Annotated in this window: 11 protein-coding genes; 9 read left to right on the forward strand and 2 right to left on the reverse strand. The window is 61.3% G+C overall.

Annotation, left to right across the window (positions count from 1 at the left end):
- Positions 1-20 precede the first annotated feature (20 nt).
- Positions 21-788 (reverse strand): exodeoxyribonuclease III, encoded by a 768-nt coding sequence (gene xth, locus ABHV46_RS13535; RefSeq protein WP_438381894.1) that lies wholly within the window; start codon positions 786-788, stop codon positions 21-23.
- A 10-nt stretch (positions 789-798) separates the two neighbouring features.
- A complete protein-coding gene (gene erpA / locus ABHV46_RS13540) occupies positions 799-1173 on the reverse strand; it encodes an iron-sulfur cluster insertion protein ErpA (RefSeq protein ID WP_336946533.1) in 375 nt (124 codons plus the stop codon).
- A gap of 58 nt (positions 1174-1231) precedes the next feature.
- On the opposite strand from erpA, the gene ABHV46_RS13545 reads away from it, so the two are divergent.
- The 9 genes from ABHV46_RS13545 to dld all read left to right on the forward strand — a co-directional run bounded on the left by ABHV46_RS13545 (position 1232) and on the right by dld (position 11300).
- On the forward strand, positions 1232-2401 hold the full coding sequence (locus ABHV46_RS13545; protein ID WP_438381895.1) for a deoxyguanosinetriphosphate triphosphohydrolase: 1170 nt from the start codon (positions 1232-1234) through the stop codon (positions 2399-2401).
- Between the two features lie 39 nt (positions 2402-2440).
- Complete coding sequence (argS, locus tag ABHV46_RS13550; protein ID WP_438381896.1) at positions 2441-4246, forward strand: arginine--tRNA ligase; 1806 nt, start codon at positions 2441-2443, stop codon at positions 4244-4246.
- Entirely contained in the window at positions 4243-5304 is a 1062-nt protein-coding gene (locus ABHV46_RS13555) for an SPOR domain-containing protein (protein WP_438381898.1), read from the forward strand. Before argS ends, ABHV46_RS13555 begins: the two co-directional genes overlap by 4 nt.
- A 5-nt stretch (positions 5305-5309) precedes the next feature.
- The gene (locus tag ABHV46_RS13560) at positions 5310-6113 is read left to right on the forward strand and encodes a segregation and condensation protein A (RefSeq protein WP_438381899.1); all 804 of its coding nucleotides are present in this window, start codon (positions 5310-5312) and stop codon (positions 6111-6113) included.
- Positions 6113-6688: an SMC-Scp complex subunit ScpB gene (gene scpB / locus ABHV46_RS13565; protein ID WP_438384408.1), complete on the forward strand. Its 576-nt coding sequence runs from the start codon at positions 6113-6115 to the stop codon at positions 6686-6688. The genes ABHV46_RS13560 and scpB overlap by 1 nt, the downstream gene beginning before the upstream one ends.
- Positions 6689-6726: 38 nt before the next feature.
- The gene (gene tatB / locus ABHV46_RS13570; RefSeq protein WP_025841163.1) at positions 6727-7359 is read left to right on the forward strand and encodes a Sec-independent protein translocase protein TatB; all 633 of its coding nucleotides are present in this window, start codon (positions 6727-6729) and stop codon (positions 7357-7359) included.
- Positions 7356-8135 (forward strand): twin-arginine translocase subunit TatC, encoded by a 780-nt coding sequence (gene tatC, locus ABHV46_RS13575; RefSeq protein WP_336946525.1) that lies wholly within the window; start codon positions 7356-7358, stop codon positions 8133-8135. Before tatB ends, tatC begins: the two co-directional genes overlap by 4 nt.
- Before the next feature lie 22 nt (positions 8136-8157).
- On the forward strand, positions 8158-9420 hold the full coding sequence (gene serS, locus ABHV46_RS13580) for a serine--tRNA ligase (protein ID WP_438381900.1): 1263 nt from the start codon (positions 8158-8160) through the stop codon (positions 9418-9420).
- 143 nt (positions 9421-9563) lie between these two features.
- Positions 9564-11300 carry a D-lactate dehydrogenase gene (dld, locus tag ABHV46_RS13585; protein ID WP_438381902.1) on the forward strand — a complete coding sequence of 579 codons (1737 nt, stop codon included), beginning with the start codon at positions 9564-9566 and terminating at the stop codon, positions 11298-11300.
- The last annotated feature ends 761 nt before the right edge of the window (positions 11301-12061 follow it).

Raw genomic sequence — 12061 nt, forward strand, 5'->3', positions numbered from 1 at the left:
CATCACAGGCGGCAAAGATCTCAGGCGAGCGTCACGATCAGAGGGATATGATCCGAAGGCTGATCTTTGGCACGCTCGTCGCGATCGGGTGTGACGGAAACGAGGCGTTCGGCCAGACGGGGCGAAAGAAGGGCGTGGTCGATACGCAGGCCGGAATTCCGCTGGAAAGCGGCATTCTGGTAATCATAGAACGTATAGTGGCGCCCGGTGGGGTGAAGCGCGCGCAGGGCATCGGTCAGACCGAGCCAGAGAAGGCGATGCCAGCCTGCACGGCTTTCCGGCCGTAGAAGCGCATCGTCCGGGCTCAGGGCACCGGGGGCGAAATCCTCATCCGTCGGGCAGACATTGAAATCGCCGGTGAAAAGAAAATCCTCTTCTGCTTCCAGAAGCGCACGGGCCCTGTCAGCCAGAGCTTCGAGAAAATTCAGCTTGGTCTCAAACCCCGCCGCGCCACCGGAATTGCCATTGGGAAGATAGAGATTGCCAATCACCATGCCCGCCATGCGCAATTCGACATAGCGCGAGGCGTCGCTCTCGAAACCCGGCAGGTTCAGATTGATCACTTCTGCCGGTTCGCGCGTCAGCATGGCCACGCCGTTATAGGCCTTTTGCCCCACCACGACCGGATGATAGCCCGCTTCTGCGAAACTCGTCGGAAAGACAGAAGTCTCGCATTTCAGCTCTTGAAGGCAGAGCAGATCGGGTTTGACACGGTCGAGCCAGTCCAGAACATGGCGCTCGCGTTGACGGATGGAATTGACGTTCCAGCTCGCGAAAGTGAAGCTCATCGAGAAAGTCTTACGCCAGAGAGAAGCTGGTGCCGCAACCGCAGGACGAGGCCGCGTTGGGGTTGGTGACGGCGAAATGCGCCCCCATCAGCTTGTCGATGAATTCGAGCTGCGCCCCTTCGAGCAGATCGAGACTCACCGGATCGACGAGAACGGTTGCGCCATCCTGCTCGATCACCACGTCATCGGCGGCACGATCCGTGTCGAGCTTGAACTGATACTGAAACCCGTTACACCCCCCGGCCAGAACCGCCACGCGCAGGGCAAGCCCCGCCGGATCGGCCTGCTGCGAGATGATCTCCGAAATCCGGGCGGCGGCACCGGCGGAGACCGAAAAGCGTCCCGAAAGGGGCGCTGCGGAGGAGGGGGGCGTGGTCTGGCTCATCTTTTCCCATATAATGCGCCGATGCGCCCTCTCAAAGCGGGTGATGTGGAGAAAGCGGATGATCAGCCAGGATGTCGCCCCCTATGCCGTGCGTCGCGAGACCGCGCGAGGCCGCCTACACGCAGAGGAGGACGCGCCCACGCGTTCGCCCTGGCAGCGAGACCGCGATCGCGTCATCCATTCGGCCGGGTTTCGCACCCTGCAATACAAGACGCAGGTCTTCATCAACCATGAGGGTGATTTTTTCCGTACGCGTCTGACGCATTCGCTCGAAGTGGCGCAGATCGCGCGCTCCATCGCCCGGCAGCTGAAACTAGATGAAGATCTGACCGAGGCGCTCGCTCTGGCGCATGATCTTGGCCACACGCCGTTCGGCCATGCGGGCGAGGACGCGCTGAAGCTTTGTATGAAAGACTGGGGCGGGTTCGACCACAACACCCAGTCCCTGCGCCTCGTGACCCATCTCGAAGGTCGGTACCATGCCTTCGATGGGCTGAACCTGACATGGGAGACGCTCGAAGGTCTGGCCAAGCATAACGGACCGGTCAAACGCCCGACGCCCTATCTGTTCGAATACGACCAGCGTCATCATCTCGATCTGGCGAGTTATGCGTCGGCAGAGGCGCAGGTCGCCGCGCTTGCCGACGATATCGCCTATCACGGCCATGATCTCGACGACGGGCTGCGCGCCGGGTTGCTGGCGCTCGACGATATTGCGGGACTGCCCATCGTGGGGCCCGCTCTCGAGCGCGCCCTGGCTGGCGTTCGCACGGATGACCGCTATGAGCGTGAGCGCCGTATCCGTCACGAGACGATCCGTCAGGTCATCAATGTGCTCGCCACCGATGTGACACAGCAGACGCGGGAAAATATCGCCGCCCTCAACCCGGAATCGGCCGATGATATCCGCAACGCCCCCATGCCGGTCGTGGCCTTCAGTGAGACCATCGCGCGTGAGAACAAGGAGATACGCAAGTTTCTCTATGCCCGCATGTATCGTCACTGGAAGGTGAACCGCATGACACGCAAGGCACGCTTGGCGACGACTGAGGTTTTCGAGATATTATCCGAAGATACGAGCCTTCTGCCCGATGGCTGGCGCGAGAAGGCGAAGGCCGCAGACGAGGCTGGCAGACGCCGCGTCGTGGCAGATTACATAGCAGGAATGACCGATCGTTTCGCGATGGATGAACATCGACGGTTGACGGAACTCTCCATGCTGGGTTGATACAGGCAGCAAGAACCACGTCAGGAACGCAACGCCCTCATGTCCGATACACAAGCGCCCACCACAGATTGCCTTTTCGCCCGTTATCAGGGGCAGGTGCGAGAGGCGTTGCGTTCCGTCGTGGCCGATCTGCCGGATGACATCGCCGCGCGTGTCGAACTCACCCCGGCACGCGATGCTGCCCATGGTGACATGGCAACCAATGCGGCGCTTCTGGCCTCGAAATTCGCGCGTCGTCGCCCGGCCGATATCGCAGCCGATCTGGTGCCGTTGCTTTCGGCGCTGCCGGGTGTGGCCAAGGCGGAATCCGCAGGGCCCGGTTTCGTCAACCTGACACTCAGCCCTGACGTGCTGCAATCTGTCGCGCGCTCTGTCATCGAGGCAGGGCCGCGTTTCGGTGAGTCGCGCCTCGGCGCCGACAGACGCGTCAATGTGGAATATGTCTCTGCCAACCCGACCGGCCCGATGCATGTCGGCCATTGCCGTGGCGCGGTGGTGGGTGACGCTCTGGCCAATCTTCTGGCCAAGACCGGTCACAAGGTCACCAAGGAATATTACATCAACGATGCCGGTGCGCAGGTCATTGCGCTTACCTGGGCAGCATATTGGCGCTATCTTCAGGCTATCGGCACGCAGGTCGATGTCGAGACGTTCTCGGCACTGACTCCGACCGGCCTGCAATATCAGGGCGATTATCTGATCCCGATCGGTGAATCGCTCGCGGCTGAACATGGGAAGAGCCTTGCCGATGCCGCCGGGCAGGCGACAGATCCGTCTGTCTGGTTCGACATCGTACGCGCTGCCACGCTCAAGGTGATGATGGAAGAGATCCGTACCGATCTCGGCCTGCTGGGCATCCAGCACGAGGTATTTTCTTCCGAGGCCGAGACCCTGGCGAGCGGTCAGGTCGATGAGGCCATTAAGGCGCTCGACACCAAGGGCCTGCTTTACGAAGGCGTGCTCGAGCCCCCCAAGGGCAAGACGCCTGAAGACTGGGAACCGCGCCCCCAGACCCTGTTCCGCTCCACCCAGTTCGGCGATGACGTCGATCGTGCCCTGCGCAAATCGGATGGCAGCAACACCTATTTCGCCAATGATATCGGTTATCACGCCCAGAAGGCACGCAACGCCGACGAACTGATCGACGTACTCGGCGCCGATCACGGCGGCTATGTCTCGCGTATGCGCGCTGCTGTCAGCGCCCTGACTGACGGCAAGACGGGCTTCGAGGTCGTGATGTGCCAGATCGTGCGCATCATGAAGGGCGGTGAGCCCGTGCGTATGTCCAAGCGTGCTGGCACGTTCGTCACGCTGCGCGACCTGCTCGATGAGGTAGGGCGCGATGCCGTGCGCTTCACCATGCTGACGCGCAAGGCCGATGCGCAGATGGATTTCGATCTGGATGCCGTCGTGGCCCAGACGCGCGACAACCCCGTTTTCTACGTGCAATATGCCCATGCGCGCTGCCGCTCGGTCATGCGCAGCGCCGAGGCGATGTTCGGTGCCGATGTGACGAGCGATTACGCCCTGACCGGTGCCGAGCTGTCGCGTCTCGATTCCGATGTCGAGCTTGCCGTGCTGCGTCGTCTTTCCACCTTCCCCCGCGTGGTCGAAGGCGCAGCCCAGACGCGCGAGCCGCATCGCATCGCCTATTATTGCGGCGAGCTGGCGGCGGATTTCCATGCCCTGTGGAACAAGGGCCGTGAGGATACGACGCTGCGCTTCCTGCACGAGCAGGACAAGGCGGCGAGTCTGGCCAAGCTCGCGCTCGTGGCCTCGGTTGCCAGCGTGCTGCGCTGCGGTCTGGCCATTCTCGGTGTCGAGCCGGTTGAGGAGATGCGATGAACGACGACACGCCAGACTGGCGCGACGACCGGCAAGGGGGCGATGAGCGTCCCCGTCAGCCCGGCGGCAACGACCGACGCGCCAATGATCCGCGCTTTACCGATACGCGTCCGCCTTCCTATGGGGCTGAGGCCTCTTCGGCTCGCGACAATCCCCGCGCCTCGTCGCCTCGCGAGCGCCTGAGCGCCGATTACGACGATGAGCCCGTCTTTCGCCGTCGTGCGGCGACGGGTGGCGGTCTGGGCGCGCTGCTAGGATCGGACGTCATGACGCGTCGCCTCGTTTATGGCGCAGCAGGGCTCGGCGCGCTTCTGGTCGTGGGTGTCGGTGGCTGGTCTCTGCTCGGCGGTCATTCAGGCGGCATTCCTGTCATCGGGCCGCCGCCCGGCCCGGTGCGTGACCGCCCGGCAGATCCCGGCGGCATGCAGATCATGGGCGATGGCACCGATCTCGATGTGACAGGGCAGGGCGAAGCGCATCTCGCGCCCGAGCCCGAACAGCCCCGTCCCGAAGCACTGGCGGCCCGCACGGCGCCAGAGACGCCGTCAGCTCCGCCAGCAGCCAGGGAAGCCTCGGCGGCCAGCCCGTCGGATAGCCCATCTGGCAGCCCATCCGGCAGCACGGCTGAGGCGCAAAAGCCCAAGACGCCTGCCGCAGCCCCACCTGTCGCGCCTGAGGAAAAACCAGCCGAACCGGCGCCCCGCAAGCCGGAAGAAACGAGGCCGGAACCGAAAGCCGTGGCGCCGCCGAAGACGGATGAGGCAAAGCCCGCTACCGCTCCGTCTCCCGTTACGACAGGTAAAACGGAAAGCGGCGGGCATATGGTGCAGCTTGCCGCGCTCGGCAGCGATGCTGACGCCAAAGCGACCTGGAGCAAGCTTTCCAGACAGGCGAGCGATCTGCTGTCGAGCCGTGAGCCGGTTATCGAGCAGAAGACGATCAACGGTCATGTTTTCTATCGTTTGCGGATTGGCGGCTTCGAATCGGCACAGGCGGCGCGCGCTTTTTGCGTGCGGCTTCATGCGCGCTCCATTGCCTGCACACCGGCTGTCTTCTGACCGCAATGGGTGAAGGGGGTCTCGTCTTTCCGACGGGCGCGGAGCCGGAAACCGCGCCCCATCTGTCTTTGACGGGTTTCGAAGGACCGCTCGACCTTTTGCTCGATCTGGCGCGCGCCCAGAAGGTCGATCTGGCGCAGATCTCGATCCTGCAACTGGTCGAACAATATCTCGGCTTCGTCGAAGGCGCGCGTCAGATCAGGCTCGAACTCGCGGCAGACTGGCTGGTCATGGCGGCATGGCTGACCTGGCTCAAATCGCGCCTGCTTCTGCCTGCTGAAAACGAACCCGATGGCGAGGCAGAAGAAGCTGCCGAACTGCTTCAGGGCAGGCTGCTGGAGCTCGAGGCCATACGCGGGCTCGCGCTCTGGCTCGATCACCGTCCGCGTCTGGGTGAGCATGTCTTCGCCCGTGGCAGCGGTGAAGACATGACGCAGATCGACCGCTCCGGCCTGCGTGTCGATATGATCGGGCTGATCACGGCCTATCTCGCCATGACCCGCCGTCGTGGTCGCAAGCGCTTCTACGCCCCGCCCCGCCCGCGCTACTGGACCGTCACCGAAGCGGTGTCGGCGCTGCAACGCCTGCTCAATGCGAGCGAGGTCGCCGGGTGGCAGAAGCTGACGTCGCTGCTGCCCGCGCAGGAAAGCGCGGCACCGCGTGCTAGGGCGGCGGCTCTGGCCAGTGCGCTCGTGGCCGGGCTCGAAATGGCCAAGAGCGGCGCGGTTGAACTGAAGCAGGAAGGGATTTTTGCCGAGATCCTGCTCAGGGCGCCGCAAAAGGAAGACCCCCAGGAGGAAACAGAGTGATGGACGCGCTGACACCCCTTTCCCGCTTGGTGGAAGGGCTGATTTTCGCCAGTGCCGAGCCGGTTTCGGAAAACACGCTCAAACAGTTTCTGGTCACCCAAGGCACTGAGGAAACGGCTCTCGGCCCCGTTCTGGCGATCATCACCGCGCGCTACGAAGATCATGCGGTCGAGCTCGTGGCGGTTGCCAAAGGCTGGCAATTCCGGACGCGGCCCGAAATCGCGCCGGCGCTCACACGCATCATCGAGAAACCCCGGCGTCTGAGCCGTTCCGCCATGGAAACGCTCGCAATCATCGCCTATCATCAGCCCTGCACGCGCGCCGATATCGAAGGCATACGCGGCGTTTCGCTGAGTCAGACCGTGCTCGACACGCTGATCGAGGATGGACTGATCATGCCGAAAGGGCGCAAGGAAGTGCCGGGTCGGCCCATTCTCTGGGGGACTTCGGCGCATTTTCTCAGCAGTTTCGGCCTGAGCGATCTTGGCGCTCTTCCGCGTCGTGACGAGTTGCTGCTCGATCCCGATGCAGCAGGGCAGGCAGGCCGGGTCGTGACCCAGCAGGGCATAAAATAGGCGCCTCGTTTATCGGGCTTTTGTGATGAGTGGGGAAGATGTTCGATTTTAGCTGGTCGGAAATTGCGCTGATCGTCATTGTGGCGCTGGTTTTCATCGGCCCCAAGGACATGCCGACCGCCATTCGCGCCGTCAGCCGGGGCCTCAAGGCGATACGTCGCATGGCGTCGGAATTTCAGGGGCATGTGGACGAGATGGTGCGGGAAGCCGATCTCGGCGAGGCGCGCGATCATCTGCGCGATCTCAAGCGTTTCGATTTCCGTGACCGCATCGCCCGCACGATCGACTCAGACCAGACCATCAGCAAAAGCCTCGATTTCAGGCCGCCGCCATCTCTGTCTGCGCCCGCATCGGCATCGGTTGCGTCAACGGCTCCTTCCGTCATTCCGGTCAGCGGGCCGGGCGTCAGCAACACCGAGACCGCTCCGGCCCGGCAGGAAGAGGCGCTAGCCCCTGCTATTCTGCCGCCTTTGACGGCGCGCCGCCTGAATCATGAAAAGACACTCTGGCACGCGCCTTCGGTCATACCGCCATTGCGTGTCATCCATAACGGGCGGCGCGTCGCGCTCGACCCACCGCCTGAGGCGAAGACAAATTCGAGCCAAGAGGCCGAGACGCCTGTATTGCCGCTTGCGACCCCAACACAGCCAGATTGTCCGACCGCGCCATGACGAATGAAAACTCCCTCGACGACAAGGCGATGCCGCTGCTCGAGCATCTGGTCGAACTGCGCAAGCGCCTCATCTGGTCTCTGGCGGCGTTTATCGTCGCCTTTCTGGTCTGCTATCACTTCTCTGAGCAGATCTATCTCTTTCTGGCCGACCCATTGGCCAAGATCATGCGCCAGCAGGGCGAGCAGCCGCATCTGATCTATACGGCGCTTTCAGAGGCGTTTTTCACCTATGTGCGCGTTGCGGTCTTCGGGGCGATCTTCCTGTCGTTTCCGATTGTGGCCATGCAGGCCTGGATTTTCATCGCGCCGGGTCTTTACCGCAATGAGAAGCGGGCTTTTGCCCCGTTCCTGATCGCAACCCCGCTCATGTTCCTGCTTGGCGCGACCATGGCGTATTACTTCATTTTTCCCATCGCCTGGCGTTTCTTCCTGTCCTTCCAGACAGCCCCGGCGGGTTCTCATGGCATGCATATCGAGTTGCAGGCCAAGGTCTCGGATTATCTCTCTCTGGTGATGAAGCTGATCCTTGCCTTCGGTGCCGCCTTCGAGTTGCCCGTGGTGCTGACGCTTCTGGCGCGTGTGGGAATCGTCACCTCGGCAGGGCTCAGGAAATTCCGTCGTTACGCCATCGTGGGGGCCACGGTAATCGCGGCGATACTGGCGCCGCCCGATGTGATCACCCAGGTGGGTCTCGCCGTGCCACTGATCTTTCTGTATGAAATCTCGATCTTTACGGCACGCCTGGTCGAGCCACGCGCTGTTGCGATCGACTAGGCTTTAACGGGAAACGACTACGATGCATGACTTGCGCGCCCTCCGCGCCGATCCGGCCGGTTTTGATGCCGCTCTGGCCCGTCGTGGCCTGTCGCCCGTCGCCGGTGATCTGGTTCGTCGCGATGAGGAGCGCCGTGCTGCCCTTCAGGTGCTTCAGGAGCAGCAGGCCCAGCGCAAGGTGCTGGCGAAGGAAATCGGCCAGGGCAAGAAAACCGGTCAGGACACGAGTGCGCTCGAACAGAAAGCCGTCGAGCTGCGCGATCATATCGCTGTCCTCGAAGCCACCGCCTCGCAGATCGAAGGCGAGATCAGCGGCGTTCTCGCGAGCCTTCCCAACCGTGTCGATGAAACCGTGCCCGACGGGCGCGATGAAGAGGCTAATCAGGTCGTTCATCAATGGGGTGAGGTACCGGTTTTCGATTTCGAGCCGAAGCAGCATTTCGAACTTGGCGAGCAGCTCGGTCTGATGGATTTTCCCACAGCCGCCAAGCTTTCCGGTGCACGTTTTACCGTCCTGCGCGGCGCGCTTGCCCGTCTGGAGCGGGCGCTGGGTCAGTTTATGCTCGACACTCACACCCAGGAATTCGGCTATAGCGAGACCATCGTGCCGCTGCTCGTCAATGATGCGGCAATGTATGGCACTGACAAGCTGCCCAAATTCGCCGAGGATTCCTTTCAGACGACCGATGGCCGCTGGCTGATCCCGACGGCAGAAGTGCCGCTGACGGCCAGCATGGCGGGCGATATTCTCGACGCCAAATCGCTGCCCCTGCGCATGACGGCGCTCTCCAACTGCTTCCGTTCCGAAGCGGGCTCTGCCGGGCGCGACGTGCGCGGCATGTTGCGTCAGCATCAGTTCAGCAAGGTCGAGCTGGTTTCCGTCACCACGCCGGAGGCGAGTGCGGATGAGCATGAGCGCATGACGCGCTGCGCCGAGAGCATTCTCGAACGCCTGAATATTCCCTATCGCCGTATGCTACTTTGTGCGGGCGATACCGGGTTCGGCGCCGCCAAAACCTTCGACCTTGAAGGCTGGCTGCCGGGTCAGAAAGCCTGGCGCGAGATTTCCTCCTGCTCCAACACGCGCGATTTTCAGGCGCGCCGCATGAATGCGCGTTACCGCGGCGAAAACGGCCCGGCTTTCGTGCATACGCTCAACGGCTCGGGCCTTGCGGTCGGCCGCACATTGATAGCGGTCATGGAAAATGGCCAGACGGCAGAGGGCGTCATTGAGATTCCGGCGGCTCTTCAGCCTTATATGGGCGGGCTGACCCGTATCGGCTGACGCCTGCGAAGTCCCGCTCGCCGGGGTATTTCAGGGTTGGGCGGATCACTGTGATGCTGCCCTTTCCTGTACGGGCATGAGCCCGAACGACCGATGCCGGAGCTGAAACGGGCTGCGACATCGCCAAGCGAAGGAAGACGATCATGCGCCTGACAGAACCTACCTTGCATGCAGACAGGCTGCTGGTTCTGCTGCGACAGATCGTCGGGACGCCGCATGTGCTGGTCGCGCCTCATGCGACGGCGCCCTACAGCAAGGGCTACCGCTTCGGTTCGGGCAAGGTGAGGGCTGTCATACGCCCGCGCACCCTGGTGGAATTCTGGCGTGTGGCCGAGCTTTGCGTGGCCGCAGACCAGATCATGATCGTTCAGGCCGCCAATACGGGCCTGACGGGTGGCTCCACCCCTGATGGCAATAATTATGATCGTCCGGTCATTCTTATCAACACGCGTCGTCTGCGCGGCATGCATCTGCTTGGGGGAGGCAGGCAGGTGATCTGCCTGCCCGGTACGACCTTGCACAAGCTCGAAACCTCTCTGGCCCGTCACGGGCGTGAGCCGCATTCCGTCATCGGGTCATCCTGCATCGGCGCGTCGGTTCTGGGCGGAATCAGCAACAACTCGGGTGGGGCGCTGGTGCAGCGCGGCCCTGCTTATACCGAGATGGCGCTTTTCGGTCGGGTAACGGCAGAGGGGCGGCTCGAACTCGTCAATCGTCTGGGCATCAAGCTCGATGACGACCCGATCAAGGCACTCACCCGGCTTGAAAGTGGGGCTTTCACCGCCGATGAAATCGAATGGACGTCGGCCAAGGGGCATGACAACCGCTATGTCGACCATGTGCGCGATGTCGAAGCCGATACGCCTGCACGTTATAATCAGGATAAGTCGCGCTGGTTCGATGCCTCAGGCTGCGCAGGCAAGCTCATCGTCTTTGCCGTGCGTGTCGATTCCTTCCCGGCAGAGAAGAACAGCCAGGTTTTCTATATCGGTACCAACAGCACGGCGGCGCTTGAATCTCTGCGCCGTCACCTGCTGACTGCCTATGATGAAGTGCCGATCGCAGGCGAGTATATGCATCGTGACGCGTTTCGTATTGCCGAGGCCTATGGCCGCGATACGGTGGCGCTTATCCGCTACGCCGGAACACGCGCCATTCCGCGCCTTTTCGCCGCCAAGGCCTGGCTCGACGATTTTTTCTCAGGAAAAAGCTTCCTGCCGGAAAATCTCACCGACCGCTTCATGCAGAAAATCGGGCGTTTTCTGCCCAACCAGATCCCCGAGAAAATGCGGGTTTTCGAGCAGCGCTTCGAACACCACCTGATGCTGCGCGTGTCAGCCACGCTTGCGCCGAAAATTCGGGCATATCTGGAAAACCCTGCGACGAGAAGCGAGGGGGGGCAGGAAGAAACCGGCTGGTTCGCCTGCACCGAAGATGAGGGCAAACGCGCTTTTCTGCATCGTTTCGCGGCCGCTGGCGCCGCGCTCCGCTATTGCAGGGTTCTGGGCCGCAAGGCTGGCGACATCGTGGCGCTGGACATCGCCTTGCGCCGTAACGACACGCAGTGGTTCGAGAAATTACCCGAGGTGCTGGAAGCCCGTATCGAACACAAGCTCTATTACGGACATTTTCTATGCCACGTGATGCATCAGGATTATGTGCTGAAGCCGGGAGAGTCAGCCGAGGCGGTCGAACACGAGATGCTCAAACTGCTCGATGCGCGCGGGGCACGCTATCCGGCGGAGCATAATCTCGGTCATCTCTACGAGGCTGGCGATGCGATACTTGCCCATTACCGGGATCTGGACCCGTGCAACTGTCTTAATCCCGGTATTGGAAGGTCGACAAGGAAGAGAGACTGGAAAGCAGAGTTGATTTGAGGGGAGAAAGAGGGTCTGGCCCATCGTTTTTCCTGTCGCAAGAAAACCGGTGGGCCTGAGGGCTGAGTTACGGTGGCCCTACACCTTTATAGTCGGCATCTGCGGAGAAAACCCTGATGGCGTTCATGGTTTTCGAAATCAATGTGCTTACGGAAAGAGCAGACGACATATCTGTATTCCTTCTTCACATGGCGCGAGAGCGCTCTATTTCGCGTTGGCCGTGTTTTGCTTCTTTCCCGCTGAAAGCTCTGTAAGCCTCTACGCTGAAATTTCGGCAAAAGGTTAGAGGAGAGGGAAAGAGAGGGTGAGGGAAAAGCGGCGTCTGAGTCCCTGTGATCGCTCTAATCGAAGAGAGAGACCATAGGGATCTGCTGTCCCCTTACGGGGGGCCGACGCCCCGACATTTGGTATCTGCGAAGAAAACCCGGTAAGAGGCCGTAGTTTTCGGCGAAAATGTGCTTACGGAAAAACCAGACGACATATCTGTATTCCTTCTTCACATGGCGCAAAATGCGCACTATTTTGCGTTGGCCGTGTTCTACTTCATTCTTCGAAGAGATTTTCGAAGAATTATTTGAAGCAACCTCGGTTGCCGCAAAGAAACGCTAGCGCGGTTTTTGTGAAGAATGGAAGAACTTTCTGCGTCGTTTTGGCGAAAAAATGCATCCTCGCGACAAGGCGTCGCGTGGTTTCCCAGACGGGAGAAGGCTTTGAGCGGCAAAAACATGCGAAAGAAAAGTCGGCCAGGCGAGTCGAACCGG

The sequence above is a fragment of the Asaia sp. BMEF1 genome (genome assembly GCF_051628905.1).
Taxonomy (GTDB): domain Bacteria; phylum Pseudomonadota; class Alphaproteobacteria; order Acetobacterales; family Acetobacteraceae; genus Asaia.

Excerpts from the sequence above, each read along its gene's own strand:
- erpA (WP_336946533.1), bottom strand. The coding sequence starts at position 1,173 with ATGAGCCAGACCACGCCCCCCTCCTCCGCAGCGCCCCTTTCGGGACGC.
- serS (WP_438381900.1), top strand. The coding sequence starts at position 8,158 with ATGCATGACTTGCGCGCCCTCCGCGCCGATCCGGCCGGTTTTGATGCC.
- ABHV46_RS13545 (WP_438381895.1), top strand. The coding sequence starts at position 1,232 with ATGATCAGCCAGGATGTCGCCCCCTATGCCGTGCGTCGCGAGACCGCG.
- ABHV46_RS13555 (WP_438381898.1), top strand. The coding sequence starts at position 4,243 with ATGAACGACGACACGCCAGACTGGCGCGACGACCGGCAAGGGGGCGAT.
- ABHV46_RS13560 (WP_438381899.1), top strand. The coding sequence starts at position 5,310 with ATGGGTGAAGGGGGTCTCGTCTTTCCGACGGGCGCGGAGCCGGAAACC.
- argS (WP_438381896.1), top strand. The coding sequence starts at position 2,441 with ATGTCCGATACACAAGCGCCCACCACAGATTGCCTTTTCGCCCGTTAT.
- xth (WP_438381894.1), bottom strand. The coding sequence starts at position 788 with ATGAGCTTCACTTTCGCGAGCTGGAACGTCAATTCCATCCGTCAACGC.
- tatB (WP_025841163.1), top strand. The coding sequence starts at position 6,727 with ATGTTCGATTTTAGCTGGTCGGAAATTGCGCTGATCGTCATTGTGGCG.
- dld (WP_438381902.1), top strand. The coding sequence starts at position 9,564 with ATGCGCCTGACAGAACCTACCTTGCATGCAGACAGGCTGCTGGTTCTG.
- tatC (WP_336946525.1), top strand. The coding sequence starts at position 7,356 with ATGACGAATGAAAACTCCCTCGACGACAAGGCGATGCCGCTGCTCGAG.
- scpB (WP_438384408.1), top strand. The coding sequence starts at position 6,113 with ATGGACGCGCTGACACCCCTTTCCCGCTTGGTGGAAGGGCTGATTTTC.